At 66.2% G+C, this 21,053-nt stretch carries 17 protein-coding genes and 1 other RNA gene; 9 read left to right on the forward strand and 9 right to left on the reverse strand.

Annotated elements, in window-relative coordinates:
* Positions 1-43: 43 nt before the first annotated feature.
* The gene (locus tag ACEN9G_RS18000) at positions 44-2,758 is read right to left on the reverse strand and encodes an alpha-1,6-glucosidase domain-containing protein (RefSeq protein WP_483126815.1); all 2,715 of its coding nucleotides are present in this window, start codon (positions 2,756-2,758) and stop codon (positions 44-46) included.
* 198 nt (positions 2,759-2,956) lie between these two features.
* On the opposite strand from ACEN9G_RS18000, the gene ACEN9G_RS18005 reads away from it, so the two are divergent.
* Positions 2,957-4,585: an alpha-amylase family glycosyl hydrolase gene (locus tag ACEN9G_RS18005; RefSeq protein WP_413343060.1), complete on the forward strand. Its 1,629-nt coding sequence runs from the start codon at positions 2,957-2,959 to the stop codon at positions 4,583-4,585.
* Positions 4,585-6,447, forward strand: coding sequence for a glucokinase (glk, locus tag ACEN9G_RS18010; RefSeq protein ID WP_413343062.1), 1,863 nt, complete (start codon positions 4,585-4,587; stop codon positions 6,445-6,447). Before ACEN9G_RS18005 ends, glk begins: the two co-directional genes overlap by 1 nt.
* A 34-nt stretch (positions 6,448-6,481) precedes the next feature.
* On the opposite strand, the gene ACEN9G_RS18015 is transcribed toward glk, so the two are convergent.
* The gene (locus tag ACEN9G_RS18015; protein WP_413343064.1) at positions 6,482-7,699 is read right to left on the reverse strand and encodes an MFS transporter; all 1,218 of its coding nucleotides are present in this window, start codon (positions 7,697-7,699) and stop codon (positions 6,482-6,484) included.
* A gap of 74 nt (positions 7,700-7,773) precedes the next feature.
* On the opposite strand from ACEN9G_RS18015, the gene ACEN9G_RS18020 reads away from it, so the two are divergent.
* On the forward strand, positions 7,774-8,568 hold the full coding sequence (locus ACEN9G_RS18020; RefSeq protein WP_413343065.1) for an AraC family transcriptional regulator: 795 nt from the start codon (positions 7,774-7,776) through the stop codon (positions 8,566-8,568).
* A gap of 131 nt (positions 8,569-8,699) precedes the next feature.
* On the opposite strand, the gene ACEN9G_RS18025 is transcribed toward ACEN9G_RS18020, so the two are convergent.
* Positions 8,700-9,149 carry a hypothetical protein gene (locus tag ACEN9G_RS18025; RefSeq protein WP_483126816.1) on the reverse strand — a complete coding sequence of 150 codons (450 nt, stop codon included), beginning with the start codon at positions 9,147-9,149 and terminating at the stop codon, positions 8,700-8,702.
* A 56-nt stretch (positions 9,150-9,205) separates the two neighbouring features.
* Positions 9,206-10,888, reverse strand: a complete 1,683-nt coding sequence (locus tag ACEN9G_RS18030) for a serine hydrolase (protein WP_413341509.1) — start codon at positions 10,886-10,888, stop codon at positions 9,206-9,208.
* A 192-nt stretch (positions 10,889-11,080) separates the two neighbouring features.
* On the opposite strand from ACEN9G_RS18030, the gene ACEN9G_RS18035 reads away from it, so the two are divergent.
* Positions 11,081-13,201 carry a TonB-dependent receptor plug domain-containing protein gene (locus ACEN9G_RS18035; RefSeq protein WP_413341507.1) on the forward strand — a complete coding sequence of 707 codons (2,121 nt, stop codon included), beginning with the start codon at positions 11,081-11,083 and terminating at the stop codon, positions 13,199-13,201.
* A gap of 4 nt (positions 13,202-13,205) precedes the next feature.
* Here the strand turns inward: ACEN9G_RS18035 and ACEN9G_RS18040 are convergent, their stop codons facing one another.
* The 3 genes from ACEN9G_RS18040 to groES all read right to left on the reverse strand — a co-directional run bounded on the left by ACEN9G_RS18040 (position 13,206) and on the right by groES (position 15,763).
* A complete protein-coding gene (locus ACEN9G_RS18040) occupies positions 13,206-13,640 on the reverse strand; it encodes a hypothetical protein (protein WP_413341505.1) in 435 nt (144 codons plus the stop codon).
* A gap of 147 nt (positions 13,641-13,787) precedes the next feature.
* Complete coding sequence (gene groL, locus ACEN9G_RS18045; protein ID WP_413341504.1) at positions 13,788-15,434, reverse strand: chaperonin GroEL; 1,647 nt, start codon at positions 15,432-15,434, stop codon at positions 13,788-13,790.
* Between the two features lie 38 nt (positions 15,435-15,472).
* Positions 15,473-15,763, reverse strand: coding sequence for a co-chaperone GroES (groES, locus tag ACEN9G_RS18050; RefSeq protein WP_056130611.1), 291 nt, complete (start codon positions 15,761-15,763; stop codon positions 15,473-15,475).
* 364 nt (positions 15,764-16,127) lie between these two features.
* Here groES and ACEN9G_RS18055 point away from each other — a divergent pair, with 364 nt between their 5' ends.
* The 4 genes from ACEN9G_RS18055 to ACEN9G_RS18070 all read left to right on the forward strand — a co-directional run bounded on the left by ACEN9G_RS18055 (position 16,128) and on the right by ACEN9G_RS18070 (position 17,438).
* Positions 16,128-16,358, forward strand: a complete 231-nt coding sequence (locus ACEN9G_RS18055; protein ID WP_056130612.1) for a hypothetical protein — start codon at positions 16,128-16,130, stop codon at positions 16,356-16,358.
* Positions 16,355-16,666: a cell division protein ZapA gene (locus ACEN9G_RS18060; RefSeq protein WP_056130616.1), complete on the forward strand. Its 312-nt coding sequence runs from the start codon at positions 16,355-16,357 to the stop codon at positions 16,664-16,666. The genes ACEN9G_RS18055 and ACEN9G_RS18060 overlap by 4 nt, the downstream gene beginning before the upstream one ends.
* A 44-nt stretch (positions 16,667-16,710) precedes the next feature.
* Positions 16,711-16,891, forward strand: a non-coding RNA gene (gene ssrS / locus ACEN9G_RS18065) — 6S RNA.
* Between the two features lie 70 nt (positions 16,892-16,961).
* Positions 16,962-17,438 (forward strand): EVE domain-containing protein, encoded by a 477-nt coding sequence (locus tag ACEN9G_RS18070; protein WP_413341502.1) that lies wholly within the window; start codon positions 16,962-16,964, stop codon positions 17,436-17,438.
* 93 nt (positions 17,439-17,531) lie between these two features.
* On the opposite strand, the gene lgt is transcribed toward ACEN9G_RS18070, so the two are convergent.
* Together lgt and ACEN9G_RS18080 are read right to left on the reverse strand one after the other, a co-directional pair.
* Positions 17,532-18,344, reverse strand: coding sequence for a prolipoprotein diacylglyceryl transferase (lgt, locus tag ACEN9G_RS18075; protein WP_056130620.1), 813 nt, complete (start codon positions 18,342-18,344; stop codon positions 17,532-17,534).
* Positions 18,345-18,346: 2 nt separating this feature from the next.
* Complete coding sequence (locus ACEN9G_RS18080; protein WP_483126817.1) at positions 18,347-19,234, reverse strand: LysR family transcriptional regulator; 888 nt, start codon at positions 19,232-19,234, stop codon at positions 18,347-18,349.
* Positions 19,235-19,350: 116 nt separating this feature from the next.
* Here ACEN9G_RS18080 and ilvD point away from each other — a divergent pair, with 116 nt between their 5' ends.
* Positions 19,351-21,024, forward strand: coding sequence for a dihydroxy-acid dehydratase (ilvD, locus tag ACEN9G_RS18085; protein WP_413340532.1), 1,674 nt, complete (start codon positions 19,351-19,353; stop codon positions 21,022-21,024).
* Positions 21,025-21,053: the final 29 nt, after the last annotated feature.

Here is a 21,053-nt window from a genome sequence, read left to right on the forward strand (position 1 = left end):
ACGAAAAAATACTAGCACCGGCAGCGCGACGGGCGCGCGCTATTCACTCCTCGACGAACACGACAGCCGTGCGCGGCGGCACCGAGAACTCGCCCGTCGCGGCATCGAACGTCGCCTGCGTGGCCCGTTTGTCGGCCACGTGTTCGGACAGGAACACGGGGTGTAACCGCATGCGCTTGCCGATGGCCTCCGGGTCCGCCACCGTGTGCCCGACCTTGTCCACGTTGATGACGTAGGTGATGCCGGCGAACCCGGCGCCGGCCAGGCCGCGGCCGTCCAGGTGCGCGGCGGCCACCGTCGGGACCTGCGCGCTGCCCGTGTTGAAGAAGCGCAGGCGCTGGCGGATAGCGGCCGCCGTCGGCAGCCGGAACAGCGTGGAGCTGGCGCGGATGGCGAGCAGGTCGCGGAACGCGTCGCGCGTGAAGGCGATGTCGGCGGGCGCCGGCTTGATGGCGGCGTCGGCCAGCAGGGGCTGCAGCAGTGGCCAGTCGCGGCCATTGTCGTCCGCGGGCGGCAGGCCCGTGCCGAAGTGATTGTCGCGGTAGGTCCAGTCGATGCGGTTGAACCAGTCGCCCGAATTGAAGCTGTTGCGGTCCAGCGATTTCGAGCGCAGCACGTCGATGCCCGCGTGGTAGTACGCGACGCCCTGCGCGAAGGCGTCGACCGCCATGCCCAGCACCTGAACGCGCGCCCGTTCCCGGCTCGTCGTCGAGACAGGGAGCTTGAACACGTCGATGTCGAACAGCGTCTGGTTGTCGTGGTTCTCGACGTAGTTCACGACCTCGCCCGGCTCGCTCGCATAGCCGGCCGGCTGGCCGTTGTAGTCGATGGCTTCCAGCCGCACGGTCTTGTCGTCGAACGTGTGCAGCGGATACGAACGGAGCGAGCCCGCGAGCCCCGCGCGCACCAGGTCCGCGGCTTTCAACAGGTCGGCGGCGGGGCGCGCGCCCGCATGTGCGTTCGGATCGTAGACGAGGCCATTGATCCAGCCCTGGCGGCCGAACATCGCCTCGCCCGAATCGCCCGCGGAACCGCCGCGCACGGCGTCGCGCAGGCGGTCGTTGAACGTGCCGATGCCGCTGCCGTTCAGCGACAGCTGCGACGCCTGCACGAAGCGGGCGCCGTCCGCCACTTCGCCGAAGTTCCAGCCTTCGCCGATCAGCTGGACGTCGCGGCCCGCGATGGCGTTGACTTTTTTCTGCAGGTCTTCCATGACCGCGCGCGGCTGGTGGCCCATCAGGTCGAAGCGGAACGAATCGATCCTGTATTCCTTCGCCCACAGCGCGACGGAATCGATCATCAGCTTGCCCATCATGCGGTGTTCCGTCGCCGTGTTGTCGCAGCACGTCGAGCGCTCGATCGCGCCGTTCGCGTTCAGGCGGTGGTAGTAGCCGGGCACGACGCGGTCGAGGACGGATTTCTCGTTCTGCCCCGCGATGAACGTATGGTTGTAGACGACGTCCATGCCGACGCGCAGGCCCGTCCTGTGCAGGCTTTGCACCATCTGGCGGAACTCGACGATGCGACGGGCGCCGTCGGCAGGATCGGTCGCGTAGCTGCCTTCCGGCGCGTTGTAGTGGAACGGGTCGTAGCCCCAGTTGAAGCAGTCCGTCTCCGCCGTGCGTTTTATCAGTGCCTGCTGCGTGTCGCCGTCCGGCGTGCCGGCCGGTTGCGGCACGGCGCATGCCGTCTCTGGCACGCTGCCGATGTCGTACACGGGCAGCAGGTGGATGTCCGTCAGGCCGCTGCGCGCCAGTGCCGCGAGATGCTTCATGCCGTCCGAACCGGTATCGGTGAACGCGAGGTATTTGCCGCGATGCGCGACCGGCACGCTCGCGTCGTCGCGCGAAAAGTCGCGCACGTGCAGTTCGTAGACGACCATGTCGGTCTGGTGTTTCACCGTCTGCGGCGCAGGTGTCGTGTCCCAGCCGGCCGGCTTCAGGCGCGGCGAATCGAGCCGTGCGATGTAGCTGCGCGTCGAATCCGTCGTCAGGCTGATCGAATACGGATCGGTGACGAGGTTGCGCACGATGCCCGCATCGACCGGCACGTCGACCGCGTACTTGTAATACTTGCCGGTCAAATCGCCCGGCAGCGCGGCGCGCCATGCGCCCGTGCGGCGGTCGAATTCCATCTGGTAGACCGCGCGCACGCCGCCCGTGCCGCCGTCGTACACGCAGACGGCAGCCTGCTGCGCGGTCGGTGCCCACACCGCGAAGCGCGTGCGCCCGCTGCCCACGTCCACGCCCAGTCGCGGCAGGTCGGCGGCAGCGGCGTACAAATCGTCCAGCGCGCCGGCCGCCTGGATGCGCGTGGCGTCCAGCACGCGGCCCGCCGCATCCTCGCGCACGAGCACGAGCTGGCCGCGGTGCATGTCGGGCAGCCTGGCCGCATCGGCATCGCCCACGCGCAGCACCGGGCCCGGGGCCAGGTAGGTAAAACCGGGCGGCACGGGGCCGGAGAACAGGTCGGGACGGATCGCGCCGTCCGCACCGGTCACCAGTTCGCCCTTCGGCGCCGCGATCGTGCCGCGCGCCGCGTGATACAGCTTGACGTTGCCGGCGCGCGGGCTGCCCGGCCACTGGATCGTCCGGCCGTCGAGCCAGACGGCGCGCGCGTCGTATTGCGCGGCGGCCGGATACAGGACGGTCTCGAAGGTTTTGCTGTCGCAGGCGTCCGGGCCGATGGCGGCGTGGGCGCCGGTGGCGGCCAGGCAGGAGAGCAGGGCGCCGGCGGCGCGGAGAGTCGTTCGGGTCATGATGGCAGGTGTTTTGTTGACGCGACAGGCTAACACTTGTTGATGTAGTTTGACTACCGGTTCGTGGCGATTCTTTTTGTGCGAAATATTGTAAGTCAATGATTTAAATGAAGATTTACTATAGACGTCGATTTTTGCGCCGATTGTCATCGAGGATTTCATCCTGTATATTGCGTAAAATTACTGGAGAGACACCACATGACCACTTCCTCGCACGACAAGAATCCGTGGTGGCGCGAAGCCATCATCTACCAGGTTTATCCGCGCAGCTATCTCGATACGAATGGCGACGGCGTGGGCGACCTGCCGGGCATCACCGCCAAGCTGGATTACATCGCCAGCCTGGGCGTGGACATCGTCTGGCTGTCGCCGTTCTTCAAGTCGCCGATGAAGGACTTCGGCTACGATATCGCCGACTACTGCGACGTCGACCCGCTGTTCGGCACCCTCGCAGATTTCGACGCGCTCGTCGCGAAGGCGCACAGCCTGGGCCTGAAGATCATGATCGACCAGGTGATGGCGCACACGGCCGAGAACCATCCGTGGTTCGTCGAGAGCCGCTCGAGCCGCGACAATCCGAAGGCCGACTGGTATGTGTGGTCCGATCCTCTCCCGGACGGCAACCCGCCCAACAACTGGCTGTCCGTGTTCGGCGGCCCGGCGTGGCAGTGGGACAGCCGCCGCAAGCAGTACTACATGCACAACTTCCTCGTGAACCAGCCGCAGGTGAACTTCCATAATCCGGCCGTGCAGCAGGCGCACCTGGATTCGCTGCGCTTCTGGCTCGAACGGGGCGTCGACGGCGTGCGCATGGACGCCTGCAACTTCCACTTCCACGACCGGACACTCCAAAGCAATCCGCCGGCGCTCGTGCGCGACACGTCGACCGTCACGGACGTGAACCCGTACGGCATGCAGGCGCACATCCACGACAAGACCCAGCCCGAGAACATCGCGTTCCTGCAAAGGCTGCGCAAGCTGCTGGACGAATACGGCGCCGTCGCGATCGGCGAAGTGGGCGCGGACGATTCGCTGGCCGTGATGGCCGACTACACGTCGGGCGGCGACAAGCTGCACATGGCCTACAGCTTCAACCTGCTCACGCCCCAGTTCTCCAGCCGTCATATCCGCCGCCAGGTCGAGGAATTCAATGCGCGGGTGAAGGATGGCTGGGCGTCGTGGTCGGTCGGTAACCACGACAGCATTCGCGTCGCCACGCGCTGGTCGGCCGGCGAATGGACCCCCGCACTGTCCAAGCTCGTGCTGGCATTGCAGCTGTCGCTGAAAGGCACGCCGTGCCTGTACCAGGGCGACGAACTGGCGCTGCCGGAAGCGGACGTGCCTTACGAGCTGCTGCAGGACCCGTACGGCATCACGTTCTGGCCGGAGTTCAAGGGCCGCGACGGCTGCCGCACGCCGATGCCGTGGACGAGCGCAACGCCGAACGCCGGCTTCACCACCGGCAAACCGTGGCTGCCGGTGCCGCCGGAGCATGTGGCGCTGGCCGAAGAGGGGCAGGACAAGGACCCGCAATCGACGCTGAACTTCGCGCGCAACATCATCCAGTGGCGCCGCGGCTTGCCGCAACTGACGCGCGGCGACATCGCGTTCTTCGACGTGCCGGAACAGGCGCTGGCGCTGCGCCGCGACGAGGAAGGCCTCCCGTCCGTGCTGGCCGTGTTCAACGTGACCAATGCGCCGCTGACCTTCGACTGGCCGGCAGCCGCCGGGGCGAAGAAGCTGGAAGGCCACGGCCTGTCCGGCGACGTGAACGGCACGACCGTCACGCTGCCACCGTACGGCGGCTGGTTCGGTACAATCGCATAATGGAAGAGCAACCAGACAATACACGTACGGCGTTCGCCGACGGCCCGCGCCTGCTGGCCGACATCGGCGCGACGCACGCGCGCTTCGCGCTGCAGACCGCACCCGGCACGTACCGCTCGGTGCGCGTGCTGAAGTGCGACGACTACTCGGGCATCGTCCCGATGCTGCGTTTCTACCTCGCCGAACACGCGGACACGCGCCTGCACCACGGCGCGCTCGCGCTCGCGAATCCCGTCGACGGCGACTACGTGCGCATGACGAACCGGCCGTGGGAATTCTCCACGGACGCCGTGCGCCGCGAACTCGGGCTGGACACGCTGCTGATCGTGAACGACTTCACGGCGCTGGCGATGGCGATCCCGGGCCTGAAGGAATCGGACCTGATGCAGGTGGGCCCCGGCAAACCCGTGCCGGGCGCCGTGCTGGGCGTGCTCGGACCGGGCACGGGCCTGGGCGTCTCCGGCGGCATTCCGACCGTCGACGGCTTCGTCACGCTCGGCAGCGAGGGCGGCCACGTCAACTTCGCACCCAGCGACGAGCGCGAGTTCGCGATCCTGCAGACCGCGTGGCGCGAATGGAGCCACGTGTCGAACGAGCGCCTGATCTCCGGTCCCGGCATGGAGATCATCCATCGCGCGCTCGCCGAGCGTAACAAAGTGGAGGCGCCCGCGCGCACGTCCGCCGAGATCATCACCGGTGCGCTCGACGACAAGGACCCGCTGTGCCTGGAAGTGCTGGAGTGCTTCTGCGGCATGCTGGGCGGCGCCGCGGCGAACCTGGCGGTGACCCTGGGTGCGTTCGGCGGCATCTTCATCGGCGGGGGCATCGTGCCGCGCCTGGGCGAGTGGTTCAGGACGTCGCCGTTCCGCACGCGCTTCGAAGCGAAGGGCCGCTTTTCGAGCTACCTGTCCGACATCCCGACGTACGTGATCTCGACGCCGCACGTGGCATTCGACGGTGTCGCGAACATCCTGTCCGAACACCTGCGCGGCCGCAGCGGCGGCAACACGCTGATGGACCGCATCCACAAGCTGCGCCCGGAACTGACGCCGGCCGAGCAGCGCGTGGCGGCCCTCGTGCTGGAACAGCCGCGCCTCGTGCTGAACGAACCGATCGCCGGCATCGCGAAGCTGGCGGACGTGAGCCAGCCGACCGTGATCCGCTTCTGCCGCTCGCTCGGTTTCCTCGGCCTCGCCGACTTCAAGCTGAAGTTCGCGAGCAGCCTGACGGGGTCGATCCCCGTGCGCCACAGCCAGGTGCGCGGCAGCGACAGCACGCACGATCTGTCCGCGAAGGTCATCGACAACACGATCTCGGCGATCCTGCAGTTCCGCGACCAGCTGGACGTGCGCGCCATCGACCGTGCGATCGAACTGGTGAGCCGCGCGAAACGGGTGGAGTTCTACGCGATGGGGAATTCGCGCGTGGTGGCGCTGGACGGCCAGCACAAGTTCTTCCGCTTCCGCATCCCGACCGCGCTGTACGGCGACTCGCATTTGTTCAAGCTGGCGGCCGAGCTGCTGGGACCCGGCGACGTCGTCGTCGCGATCTCGAACTCGGGCCGCCTGCCGGACCTGCTGTCGGCCGTCGAGGCGGCGCGCGCGGCGGGTGCCGACGTCATCGCGATCTGCAATAGCCAGTCGCCGCTCGCGCGCCGCGCGGACGTGCTGCTGGCCGTGGACCACGCGGAGGACAGCACGCACTTCCTCGCGATGATTTCGCGGATACTGCAGCTGCTCCTCATCGACATCATGGCGGTCGGGATCTCGGTCGACGTGCACCATGCGCGCGCGCTGCCGCCGGCGGCGGTGGAGGGGGAGGGCGAGGGACGCAGGGCCCTCATTTCGCACCTCGATAGTTGAACGCACGACGGGGTGATCGCTCACCCCGTCGTTGTCATTGACGTGCTTCGATCTTCGGCAGGAACGCCGCCAGGATCCCCAGCAACGGCAGGAACGACGCCAGCCGATACACCGTCTCGATCCCGGACACGTCCGCGAGATGCCCCATGGCCGCGGCACCGATGCCGCTGACGCCGAACATCAGTCCAAAGAAGATCCCCGCGATCATGCCGACCTTGCCCGGCACGAGCTCCTGCGCGAACACGACGATCGCGGAGAACGCGGACGACATCACGAGCCCGATCACCACCGACAGCACGCCGGTCCAGAACAGGTCTGCATACGGCAGCGCCAGCGTGAACGGCGCGGCGCCGAGGATCGACACCCAGATCACGCGCTTGCGGCCGATGCGGTCGCCGATCGGGCCGCCCGCGAACGTGCCTGCCGCCACGGCCGCGAGGAACACGAACAGGTACAGTTGCGCGGTGCCGACGGGGACGTGGAATTTCTCGATCAGGTAGAACGTGTAATAGCTCGACAGGCTCGCCATGTAGACGTATTTCGAGAACACGAGCATGGCCAGCACGGCCAGCGCGCGGATGACGGTCGCACGGGGCAGCGCCGGCCCCGCATGCGCGGCGGCCTTGCGCGTGATCGTCTTGAGGTGGCTGCCGTACCAGCGCGCGACGCCCACGAGCACGATCACGGCGACGAGGATGAACAGCATGAACCACGCGATGCGGCCCTGGCCGCGGCCCACGATGATGGCGGCGGCCAGCAGCGGGCCGAATGCGGAGCCGAGGTTGCCGCCGACCTGGAACAGCGACTGCGCGAAGCCGAAGCGTCCGCCGGACGCGAGCCGCGCCACGCGCGAGGCTTCCGGGTGGAAGGTCGACGAGCCGATGCCGATCATGCCCGCGGCCAGCAGCAGCATCGGAAACGTGCCGGCGACGGCCAGCAGCGCGACGCCGGCCAGGGTCACGCACATCCCGGCCGGCAGCAGGAACGGGATCGGGCGCTTGTCGGTGGCCAGGCCGATCCACGGCTGCAGCAGCGACGCCGTGCACTGGAACGTCAGCGTGATCAGGCCGACTTGCGTGAAGCTGAGCGCGAACTGCTCTTTCAATAGCGGATAGATCGACGGCAGCACGGCCTGCACGCAATCGTTCAGCAGGTGCACGAAGGCGACCGAAAACAGGATCTGGAGGACGGTCCCGGGCGCGGCGCTGGCCGGCCCGGACGCCGTGACGGAAGGCGAGGTGGGCGTGGTCATGATGATTTTCGATGGGATGGCTGGCCAGTGTAATATCGTCGATTCGAACGCATATTCCATTTATCATCGCCCAAGTGACAATCTCGCCTTCTCCCCGCTACCGCCAGAAATTCCGCAAGCTGCCGCGCAGCGTGACGGCCGTGCCGTCCGAAGTGCAGCACGGCGAACTGGTCGAAGCCCACAGCCACCCGTGGGTGCAGCTGCTGTACGCCAGCGAAGGCGTGATGCGGGTGCGCACGGCGCTGGGCGTGTGGATCATCCCGCCGCGCCGCGCACTCCTCATCGCGCCCGGCATCGTGCACGAGCTGACGATGCTCAGCCGGGTCAATATGCGGACGCTGTACATCGAGAAGGAGGCGGCCGGCCGCCTCGTCGACGGCTGCAAGGTGCTTGAAGTGAGTCCGCTGCTGCGCGAGCTGATCCTGGCGCTGTCGGCGGAGCCCGTCGACTATCCGCCCGGCGGCCGCGGCGAGGCGCTGGCGCGGCTGATCCTGTCGGAACTGGAGGCCATGGAGACGGTACCGATCGCCGTCCCGTGGCCGCGCGACCGCCGGTTGCAGGCCCTGTGCGCGGACATCATGGCGCATCCCGCCAGCCAGCGCCGGCTCGACGACTATGCGCTCGACGCGGGCGCCAGCGCGCGCACGCTGATCCGGCTGTTCCCGCGCGAGACGGGCCTGCACTACCGCCAGTGGGTGCAGCAGGTGCACCTGGCGCACGCATTCGAAATGCTGGCGCGCGGCGAGAGCGTGGGCAGGATCGCGGCGGCACTCGGCTATGCGAGCCCGAGCGCGTTCACGAGCATGTTCCGCAAGCTGCTCGGCAAGACGCCGCAGCATTACCTGGCAGAGTGGCGGGCGCGGGTGTGAAGCGATGAGGGGGAGGCGCCGCCGACCGGGGGAGGAGTGGCGCCACCGTCCGCGCGAACGGGCGGTGACGCTGCACGGTCAGCGGCAGCGTCCACGATAGACGCGTCGAATGGGGGCTGGTTTGTGGCCGATCAACGCGACTTCAGTTCGACGTTGCGGATGTTGCGCCGCCATTCGGCCAGCGATTGCACGGAATCATTGTCCAGGTCTTCAACGAGGATGTCGTCGCCCTCGTACGACACGAGGAAGCTGGCGCGGCGGTGCACGTTCTGCTTGCGGTCTTCCACGAAGCTCAGCTGATAGTACTTTTTTCCTTCGATGACGCGCGGGGTCGGATCGTCCTCGATGACGGCCCCGTGCGCCGCGCCGTGCGCGCGCCGTTCGATCTGCTCCGACCACGTCTTGAGTTCCGGCAGCGCCATCAGCGCGGCGATCGCCTGGTCGCGTGTGCGCGTGGGCGCGGCCGGCGCCTGGACGGCGGCCGGTTTCGGCGGCGGCGCCGGTTTTTCGCCCTTGCAGGCGGCCAGCACGGCCAGGGCGAAGAGGGCGGCGCTCAGCAGGCGGAACGAACGTGCGGACATGTGGGCAAGTTGGAAGGGAAAGAACCAGTCTAAACCAACTGGTGTTGCCCAGCAACTTAGCGGCTGGCTGAAGTCAGAGCGACCCGCCTGAACTGAACGTTGCGTGCTCTCTCCGTACTGATCGTGAACCCGGTGCAGCCATCGGCGCTGCACTGGTACTTGATCGTGCCAAAGCCAGTAGCATAGTCGCGTTCGCCGTTGAAACCGAGCGTGACCGTGCCGCCCGGATAGGTCAGCACGAGGTCGCCGTCCCTGCCTGCGATCGAATACAGGACGTGCAGCTCGTCGCTGTAGAAATCGCCTTCGAGCCGCTGCAACTCCGCTGCGGAAGGCATGGGACGCGCGGTGCGCATGGCGGGAACATCCTGCTGGCCCCAGTGCAGGACGCCGCCCGCGACGATGCCATCCTTGCCGGGCGGATCGAAGCTGAAGCGGGCATCGGTCGCCCTGGCAAAGAAATCGCGCTCGCCATAGGCAAACACGGGCATTTTCGGGAAGCCCATGCCGAGCGCCATCAGCCGCCCGTTCTCCTTGGTGAAGGTGATCCCGGATTGCGGCGACGTCGCGTAAAAGCCGACCAGCGCATCCAGCCGTGCTGGGTCGAGCTGGACTTCCTTGAACGTCTTCGCGGGCGCCACGGGCACGGCCGGCGCCGCGCCGGGTACGCGGTCGAGGGCCATGTCGGCGATCCTGCGCACGGTCTCGTACGTATCGATGTCGGCCGTGTTGGCGAGCACCACGACCGACAGACGCTGGTCGGGAAAACGCCAAAGCTGGGTGCTGTAGCCGCCGATCGTGCCGCCATGCTCGACGAGCCGCAAGGCGCGGTAGTTGTGGACAAACAGGCCGGAGGCGTATCCGATCGGCTTGCCGTCATTGAGCACGCCGGTGACCTGCATCTGCCTGACCACGTCCATCCCGCCGACGCGTCCATCGTAGAAATTGCGATCCCACAGGGCCAGGTCGCCCAGCGTCGTCAACACGCCGCCGTCGCCGGCCGGCGAGATGTTGACCGGCGCGAACTGGTAGCCCCCGGTGTCGCCGGGCACGTACGACAGGACACGGCCGGGCACGAGGGTGCGGTAGTCCTGCTGGAACAACGTGTGCGTCATGCCGAGCGGGACGAAGATGCGTTCGCGTGCAAATTCCGGAAACGGTTTGCCGGCCACGTGCTCCACGATCCGCGCGAGCAGCACGTAGCCGGTGTTCGAGTAGTCCCATTCCTGGCCGGGGTCGAAGTTGAGTGTGCGCTGGCGCCTGATCAACGCCAGCGCCTTGTCCTCGGCGATCACGTCGCCCGGGCGCAGGCCCGCCATGGCCATCAAGTCGAAGTAATCGCGCAACCCGCTCGTGTGGTGCAGCAGGTGGCGGATGGTGATCTTCTTGCCGAAGTCCGGCACGTCGGGCAGGTACCTATGAACGTCGTCGTCGAGCGACAGCTTGCCGTCGTGTGCCAGCAGGTGGATGGCAAACGCGGTGAACTGCTTGGACATCGAGCCGATGAAGAAGGCGGCGGACGGCGACATCGGCACGCCGCGTTCGATGTCGGCCATCCCGTAACGCTTCGTCAGCACCACCTTGCCGTCGCGGATCACCCCGACCACGGCGCCCGGCACGGCCGGCCGGTTCCACTGGGCGAACAGCGCGTCGATCTGCCGTTCCGGCGACGTGGCGGGGCCGGCGATGCCGGTCAGCGGCAGCGCGGCCAGCAAGGCCGCAAGCAGTGCAAATCGTTTCACGTGTCGTTCCTCCTTGCCAATGTGGTCAGGGAAGTATGGCAGATGTTGAACAAAAACGGACGAGAGTGGCAATAATTTTTTCTTATTGTAGGAATTCATGATTGCTACTGGTTGGAAGTAAACATTGCGTATCATTGGAATTGAATGCTACAGTCCGGCTGTCATATTGAACAATCAACCAGCCGAGGTCCCATGTCGCCACGCCGCACCATCCTTGCCTCCCTGATCGTGTCGGCCTCCGCCCTGGCGCAGGACACCCCGCCCGCGCAAGTCGACGTGCGCGGCAAAGCGACCGACTACGACCCGCGCCGCGACGACACCGCGGCCCGCATCGTCGTCCGCCACGAGGACCTCGTGAAATACGGCGACACGAACCTGCTCGACGCCCTCAAGCGGATACCGGGTGTGACGGTGAACGGTGCCGCCGGGCGCGGCGGCGAGGTGCGGCTGCAGGGACTGGGCAACGGCTATACGCAGGTGCTCGTCGACGGCGAACGCGTGCCGCCCGGCGTCGCGTTCGACACGCTGGCGCCCGATGCCGTCGAGCGCATCGAGGTGCGGCGCGCGGCCAGTGCGGACCTGCCGACCCAGGCCATCGCGGGCACCATCAACATCGTGCTGAAGAAGGTCGTCCGGACCCGGGAGCGCGAGTTCAAGGCCGGTATCGAAGCGGGCCGCGACACGCGCAGCCCGAATGCGAGCCTGCGCGTGGCGGACAAGCGCGACCGGTTCTCGTATTCGCTCGCGCTGGAGGCGATGCGCAACGACTTCGATGGCGACGTGCCCGCACGCGAGGAAGGATTCGACGCGGCCGGCCGCCCGACCTTGCTGCGCACGACGGCCAGCCGGGAACACGGTCACCTGGCGACGCTGAGCCTCGTGCCCCGGCTCGCGTGGACATTGGACGGCGGCGACACGCTCGCGCTGGAGGGACTCGCGACATTGAACCGCTTCCGCGTCGGCGTCCGTTCTCCGGTGACGACATGGCTGGGCGAGGCGGCGCCGTATCCGCGCCAGGATATCCGCATGAGCAACGACATGGGCTCGGTGCGCGCGGCGCTCCAGTGGGTGCACCGCTTCGAAGGCGGGGGCCAGCTGGAGACGAAGTTCAATGCCTCCGGCGGCTACACGGACAATGGCAGCGACCGCGATGCGGGCGGCAATCCGGCCGTCGGATCACTCCGCCGCGACATCGACTCGACGGGCCACGACCGCGACGTCGGCACGACCGGCAAGGCGACCTTGCCGCTGTGGGAAGGCCACGCGCTGGCCGTCGGCTGGGACGCCGGCCGCGCGCACCGCGAGGACGCGCGCCGCGAACGCGATCCGACGCAGCCATCGCTCGTCATCCCGCACGGCGACGAACGCTACACGGGCACCGTCACGCGTTTGGCCTTGTACGCACAGGACGAGTGGCAGGTAACGCCCGCCTGGTCGGCCTATCTCGGCACGCGCTGGGAGGGCGTGCGCATCCGTGCCGACGGCGCCGGCTTCGGCAGCGCGCGGTCGTGGTCGAGCGTGTTCAGTCCCATCGTCCAGACGCTGTATCAATTGCCGGGGAAGCGCAACGACCGTGTGCGCCTCGCCGTCGCGCGCACGTACAAGGCGCCCGGCATGGAGGCGCTGCTGCCGCACCGCTACACGACCGTGAACAACAGCCAGGTCGAGCCGGACGTGCGGGGCAACCCGAACCTGAAGCCGGAACTGGCGCTCGCCATCGATGCGGCCTATGAACGCGAATGGGCACCGGGCGCGCTGTTCTCGGTGAGCGCATCGCAGCGCCGCATCGACGACACCACGCGCAACCTGGTCCGCTTCGATGCGGCCGCAGGCCGTTGGGTGTCGCAGCCGGAAAACGTCGGCAGCGCGACGACGCGCACGCTCCAACTCGAAACGCATTTCCCGGTGCGGACGCTGGAACTGCGCGGCGACGTCGCGCGCAACTGGTCGCACGTGGATGGCGTGCGGGGCCCGGACAACCGGCTCAACCAGCAGGTGCCGCTGTCCGCCAACCTCGGCGCCGACTGGCAGCGCAACCGGTTCTCGGCCGGTGTCAACTTCGGGTTTCGCCAGGGCGGCACGGTGCGCGTTTCCACGAACCAGATGGTGTACCTGCACGCGCAGCGTGACCTCGACATCTACGCGGCCTGGAAACTGGGCGCGGGATCGACACTGCGCGTGACGGCCGTGAACGTGCCCGGCTCGGACTTCGTCAACGACAGCAGCTACGCGACGCTGGACGGCGTGCTGCGCAACCGTATCGTCAACGTACGCCGCCCCAGTGTGCGCGCGGCGTTCGAGGCCCGGTTCTGAGCCGTCAGCCGCCGACCCGCAGCCCGTGCTCGTCGCACCAGCGGCGCAGCGCGGTCTGCGTTTCCTCGGTGCGGAAACGCTGCCACGACTCGGTGGCGCCGCGCTCGTCGAGCAGGCGCTCGAAGCCGTCGGTGTCTTCGGCGCGGACGAGGTCGCGGATCGCCGCCTGGTCGCCCGCGAGGTGCGTGGCGGCGAAGCGGAACACGAGCTGGTCGCCGATGCCGAGCGTGCTCGCGGGCGGCACGGCCACGTAGTCGCTTTCTTCCGTGCTCCTGCCGGCGCCCGCGTCGGCCGGCATTGGCGCTTCCTCGTCCATGTAGTCGTCGTTGAGCAAATGGATCATGCCTGTCGCGCGCGCGACGAGGGCCGTGGCGCGGCCTTCGCCATCGTCGACGACGAGGGCCGCATGTTCGAGTTCGTCCAGGTTCACTGCCGCCATGGTGCCTCCGCTTTGCAAGTCGATGCCGCCAGTATGCAGCGGCTGCGGTTCAAGGCTCGCACGGTTAGTCCGGACAAAAGAAAAAGCCCGCAGGGCGCGAACCCTGCGGGCTTCCGGTGCGACGTAGTACGGCGCGGGGACCGGCTGTTACATCATGCCGTCCATGCCCATGCCGCCCATGCCGCCCATGCCACCCATGCCGCCAGCGGCCGGCTTGTCTTCGACGACTTCCGAGACCATGCAGTCGGTGGTCAGCATCAGGCCGGCGATCGACGCTGCGTTCTGCAGTGCCGAGCGGGTGACCTTGGCCGGATCCAGCACGCCCTGTTCGACCATGTCGCCATAGGTGCCGTTGGCGGCGTTGTAGCCGTAGTTGCCCTGGCCGGCGATGACGGCGGCGACGACGACCGACGGCTCTTCACCGGCGTTCTGGACGATCATGCGCAGCGGCTCTTCCATCGCGCGCAGGACGATCTTGATGCCGGCTTCCTGGTCCGGGTTGTCGCCCTTGACCTGCAGTGCGGCGCGGGCGCGCAGCAGGGCCACGCCGCCGCCCGGGACGATGCCTTCTTCGACGGCAGCGCGGGTGGCGTGCAGCGCGTCTTCCACGCGTGCTTTCTTCTCTTTCATTTCGACTTCGGTCGCGGCACCGACGCGGATCACGGCAACACCGCCGGCCAGCTTGGCCACGCGCTCCTGCAGCTTCTCACGGTCGTAGTCCGAGGTCGCTTCTTCGATCTGGATGCGGATCTGCTTGACGCGCGCTTCGATCGCTTCGGCGGCACCGGCGCCATCGATGATGATGGTGTTTTCCTTGCCGACTTCGATACGTTTGGCCTGGCCCAGTTCGTTCAGCGAGACCTTTTCCAGGGTCAGGCCGACTTCTTCCGCGATCACCTGGCCGCCGGTCAGGATGGCGATGTCTTCCAGCATGGCCTTGCGACGGTCGCCGAAGCCCGGGGCTTTCACTGCAACGGTCTTCAGGATGCCGCGGATGTTGTTGACGACCAGGGTCGCCAGCGCTTCGCCTTCGATGTCTTCGGCGACGATGACCAGCGGACGGCCAGCCTTGGCGACTTGCTCCAGCACCGGCAGCAGGTCACGGATGTTCGAGATCTTCTTGTCGCACAGCAGGACGAACGGGTTCTCGTGAACGGCAACCTGCTTGTCCGGGTTGTTGATGAAGTACGGCGACAGGTAGCCGCGGTCGAACTGCATGCCTTCCACGATGTCCAGTTCGTCGTTCAGCGACTTGCCGTCTTCGACGGTGATGACGCCTTCCTTGCCGACTTTTTCCATCGCCTCGGCGATGCGCTCGCCGACGGACGAATCCGAGTTGGCCGAGATGGTACCGACTTGCGCGATCTCTTTCGAGGTCGTGGTCGGCTTGGCGATCTTCTTCAGTTCTTCGACGGTGGCGGCGACGGCCTTGTCGATGCCGCGCTTCAGGTCCATCGGGTTCATGCCGGCGGCAACGAACTTCATGCCTTCGCGGACGATGGCTTGTGCCAGCACGGTCGCGGTGGTGGTGCCGTCACCGGCGTTGTCGCTGGTCTTCGATGCGACTTCCTTCACCATCTGCGCGCCCATGTTCATGAGCTTGTCTTTCAGTTCGATCTCTTTGGCGACCGAGACACCGTCCTTGGTGACGGTCGGGGCGCCGAACGAACGTTCCAGCACGACGTTGCGGCCTTTCGGGCCCAGGGTGACTTTGACTGCGTTGGCCAGGATGTTGACACCCTCGACCATCTTGGCGCGTGCTACGTCGCCGAACACTACATCTTTAGCTGCCATATTTGATTCTCCGATTTTTCAGGAAGTTATTGGACGAATTACTGGGCCACGACGGCCATGATGTCTTCTTCGCGCATGACCAGCAGCTCTTCGCCGTTGACCTTGACGGCCTGGCCCGAGTACTTGCCGAACAGGACGCGGTCGCCGACTTTCACTTCCAGCGGACGGACGTTGCCGTTCTCTTGCACTTTGCCGTTGCCAACGGCCAGCACTTCACCTTGGTCCGGCTTCTCGGCCGCCGCATCGGGGATGATCAGGCCGGACGCGGTTTTGGTTTCCTGGTCGAGACGCTTCACGATCACGCGATCGTGCAATGGGCGAAGGTTCATGCAAAACTCCTTTTAGTTGGTTTGACGAGCTATCCAGGGACCGCAGCCAGCCATCCTCGGGATCGACTCACTGCGGCGTAGAAAGGTTTGTTAGCACTCTCTACTAACGAGTGCTAATTATAGGGACGATAATTTGGCATTTCAAGCCACAGTGTTCGGGTTTTAACGGAATTTTTTGCGGTTTCGCAACCGATTCGGACGGGCTGGGACAATACGGAAGGCGCGCCGCCGGATGCGCGACCGGGCGGCGGTTGATGAATGCATAAGCACATGAGGGTAACATCGAACGTCCGCGACAGGGCGCACGATCGCACGGGAGCGCGCGCCTGTTGACGAAAAATTCAAGACGATCCTATAGTTACGGATGATTTCCGAATTCCAAGACCTCTCCGATAAGATCGACCGGCTCGCCCAGTTGACCCAGGCGCTGCGCAGCGAGAACTATTTGCTGCGCCAGGCGAACGCCTTGCTCAGCGCGGAAAACGTCGACTTCAAGAACCGGCTGATCGCGGCCCAGCAGCGCGTCGAAGCCCTGCTGGCGCACCTCGAACCCGCGCCCGAAACGACGACCGACGACGCCGAGGCCCCGCAATGATCCAACTGGACGTAACCATCATGGGCTTGCCGTATCGCCTGGCGTGCCGCGACGGCGAAGAGAAGACGCTGCGCGAAGCCGTGGCCTATCTCGACGGCAAAATGTGCGCATTGCGCGACTCGGGCAAGGTCAAGGGCACGGACCGCATCGCCGTGATGGCGGCGCTGTCGGTGGCCGCCGAATTCCTGTCCGTGAAAGCGCCGCAGGGACCCTTGGCGGACCTGACGATCCTGGAAGTCAAGCAGAAACTCGAGGCGATGCACACGGTGTTGGATGCCGCACTCTCTGCCGACCAAAACCTGGCCTGATCCTAAAAACGTTTGACATGCCCGGCCATCGTAGTAAACTGCCGTCTACCCTGCGGTGTTCGAGATTTGCCATATATTCCTTGAACCATTCTTTCGCATAGGTTGTGGAACATGTTTGGTGGGCGCGATCGTCGCTAGTTCGACGAACCCGAAATTGAACTGACTACGACCACCTTGAGCCATCAGGTTCGGGATGCCGGCAAAAACGGCACAGGCGGGGATATATTCCGAAGCGGTTGCGTACGATAAGTTCGCAGCCGCTTTTTCATTTGTGCTGACGAATGGAGACCCGCGCATGCGCTACTGGTTGATGAAATCCGAACCCGATGAAGTGAGTTTCGCCGACGTCCTCAAGGCGCCCGGCAAGACGGTCGCCTGGTTCGGCGTGCGCAACTACCAGGCCCGCAATTTCATGCGCGACCAGATGGAGGTCGGCGACGGCGTCCTGTTCTATCACTCCAGTTGCGCGGTGCCGGGCGTGGCGGGCATCGCGAAGGTGGCCAGCGGCGCGTATCCCGATGCGTCGCAGTTCGACCCTTCCAGCCATTATTTCGATCCGAAGGCGACGCGCGAGCAGCCGCGCTGGATCTCCGTCGACGTGACGGCGGTGACGGAAGGGCGTTATCTGCCGCTGACCGAGATGCGCGGGGTGCCGGCGCTGGAAGACATGGTGCTGCTGCAGAAGGGCAGCAGGTTGTCCATTTCGCCGGTGACGAAAGCGCAATGGGACAAGGTGCTGGAGTTGATGGGCGTGTCGATCCCGGCCACGTAATTCAAACCGTCGCCCCTGCGAAGGCAGGGGGCCAATTTGTACGCGTTATCGACATGCGTAAAACTTGGCTCCCCGCCTGCGCGGGGACGACGTTCAGGCGTGCACGGCCCGTTTATTTGAACCTGAATACGCCCACCCCAGCATGATCAGCCCCGCCACGATCATCGGCAGCGACAACACCTGCCCCGACGTGATCGGCAACCCCATCACATGCGTCTCCCAATCGGGCACGCGGAAATACTCCGTGAAGAAACGCGCGCAGCCATACAGCAGCGTGTAGAGCGCACCGACGGCGAGGCGCGGCCGCGGCTTGCGCGCGAACAGCCACATGATCACGAAGACGAGGATGCCGTCGACGAGCATCTGGTACAGCGGCGATGGATGGCGCAGCCCTTCCACGCCCGGCCACAGCATCGCCCACGGCAGGTTCGGATCGGCCAGGCGGCCCGGCAGCTCCGCGTTGATGAAATTACCGAGACGGCCGCACGCATAGCCGATGGGGACCATGGGCGCGATGAAATCGTACACGTCGAGCAGGTTGCGGCCGCGCTTCCTGGCCCACAGCGCCATCGCGATCAGCACGCCGAGGAAGCCGCCGTGGTACGACATGCCGCCGTGCCACGTCATGAAGATCTCGGCCGGGTGCGAGAAATAATAGTCCGGGCGGTAGAACAGCACTTCGCCGAGGCGTCCGCCGATCACCACGCCCAGCATCCCGTAGAACAGCATGTCGTCGAGGTCGGTGTTGGTCCAGCCCTGCGCCTGCACGTGGGCCTGCGTCTTGATGCGGACGCGGCCGAGCAGGATGAACAGGGCGAAGGCGACCACGTACATGATCCCGTACCAGTGGATGTCGACGGGGCCGATGCTGAAGGCGACCGGGTTCGGTTGCGGGTGAACGAGCATAATTAAATTGTCCTCAGTAGTTCCAGGAAGCCCTTGAGCACCGGCGAAGGATTATCGCGGCGCCATGCGATGCCGGTCTCGACCAGCGGGGTCGCGTCGGCGAGGGCACGGTATTCTACGCCCGGCCGCATCAGGTTCGACACGGATTGTGGCACAAGTGCCAACCCCATGCCTGCGGAGACCAGACTCACGATCGTTTGCATCTGGATCGCCTGCTGGCCGATGGCCGGCGTGATGCCGGCTTCACGGAAGCAGGACAGGATGGCGTCGTGCAGCGCGGGCGAGATCTCGCGCGGAAAAATAATCAATGGCAGGGCGGGCAGGTTGCGCAGCGCGACCGGCCCCTTCTTGCGCAGCAGTCCCGCGGGCGCGCACAGGATCAGCGGCTCGTCCAGCACCTTCATGTAATCGAGCTCGGCGCGCGCGCGGTCGGGCAGCGGGGGGATCAGGAGGCCGGCGTCGATGCGGCCGCGCAGCAGTTCGTCCACCTGCACATCCGACGTCGCTTCCTGCAACGACAGCTGCACGCCCGGATAGCGTTCGCTGTAGCGGCGCAGGAACGGCGGCAGCACGCTGTAGTCGGCCGAGGTGATGAACGCGAGCGCCAGCCGTCCCGCGGCCCCGCTGGCAGCGCGCCGCGCCAGTTCGGGCAGCAGGGCGGCCTCGTTCAGGATGCGGCGGGCTTCGGGCAGCAGGGCGCTCCCGGCCGGCGTCAGCGCGACCGTGCGGCGGTTGCGCAGGAACAGCGCGGTGCCGAGGCCGTCCTCCAGCGCGGCGATCGCCTGCGACAGCGGCGGCTGCGTCATGTGCAGGCGCGCGGCGGCGCGGCCGAAATGCAATTCCTCGGCCACGGTGACGAAGTAGCGCAGCTGGCGCGTTTCGATGTTCATCGTATGGGTGGCGTGTCTGTGATTCGCGCAGCATATCAGAAGCACGCGTGACCGCCCATTTGACGCGAGCCGGTCCGCGCGGCATGCTGGGAAAATCGTCCCATCAGGAGCCGACCATGCCTTACAACCGCCGTTCCCGCCACGTGACCGAAGGCGTCGCCCGCAGCCCGAACCGCTCGATGTATTACGCGATGGGCTATCGCAAGGAGGATTTCGACAAGCCGATGATCGGCGTCGCCAACGGCCATTCCACGATCACGCCCTGCAACTCGGGCCTGCAGAAACTGGCCGACGTGGCCATCGCCACCATCCGCGATGCCGGTGCGAATCCGCAGGTGTTCGGCACCCCCACCATTTCCGACGGCATGTCGATGGGGACGGAGGGCATGAAGTTCTCGCTGATTTCGCGCGAGGTGATCGCCGACTGCATCGAGACGTGCGTCAACGGCCAGTGGATGGACGGCGTCGTCGTGATCGGCGGCTGCGACAAGAACATGCCGGGCGGGATGATCGCGCTGGCGCGCACGAACGTCCCCGGCATCTACGTGTACGGCGGCACGATCAGGCCGGGGCACTGGAAGGGCAAGGACCTGACGATCGTGTCGGCGTTCGAGGCCGTCGGCGAATTCACGGCGGGGCGCATGAGCCAGGAGGATTTCGACGGCATCGAGCGCAATGCCTGCCCGTCGTCCGGGTCGTGCGGCGGCATGTACACGGCGAACACGATGTCGTCGTCGTTCGAGGCGCTCGGGATGTCGCTGCTGTACTCGTCGACGATGGCCAATCCGGACGACGAGAAGGTGGGATCGGCGGCGGAGTCGGCGCGCGTGCTCGTGGAAGCCGTCAAGCGCGACCTGAAGCCGCGCGACATCATCACGAGACGATCGATCGAGAACGCGGTGGCGGTGATCATGGCGACCGGCGGCTCGACGAACGCCGTGTTGCACTACCTCGCCATCGCGCACGCGGCCGAGGTGGAATGGACGATCGACGATTTCGAGAGAGTGCGCCGCAAGGTGCCCGTGATCTGCAACCTGAAGCCGTCGGGCGAATACGTCGCGACGGACCTGCACCAGGCGGGCGGCATCCCGCAGGTGATGAAGCTGCTGCTGGACGCGGGCCTGCTGCACGGCGACTGCATCACCATCACGGGCCGCACGCTGGCGGAGGAACTGGCGGACGTGCCGTCCGTGCCGGCGCAAGGCCAGGACGTCATCCGCCCGCTGGACCGGGCGTTGTACAGCGAAGGCCACCTGGCGATCCTGAAGGGGAATCTGTCGCCGGAGGGCTGCGTGGCCAAGATCACGGGCCTGAAGAATCCCGTGATCACGGGGCCGGCGCGCGTGTTCGACGACGAGTACAGTGCGATGGACACGATCCTCGCGAACAAGATCAACCCGGGCGACGTGCTCGTGCTGCGCTACCTGGGCCCGCGCGGCGGCCCCGGCATGCCGGAGATGCTGGCGCCGACCGCAGCGCTGATCGGCAAGGGACTCGGCGAATCCGTCGGGCTGGTCACGGACGGTCGCTTTTCCGGCGGGACGTGGGGGATGGTCGTGGGCCACGTGGCGCCGGAAGCGTTCGAGGGCGGCACGATCGCGCTCGTGCAGGAAGGGGATTCGATCACGATCGACGCGCACCGGCAGCTGATCCAGCTGAACGTGCCGGACGACGAGATCTCCCGCCGGCGCGCGGCGTGGGTGCGGCCGGCGCCGCGTTATACGCGTGGGGTGCTGGCCAAGTTTGCGGCGCTTGCGCAGCCGGCGAGCAAGGGGGCGGTGACCTGCTGACGCGTTCATACGCCGATCGAACATGCGCT

The organism is Massilia sp. Masssp94 (genome assembly GCF_059491305.1).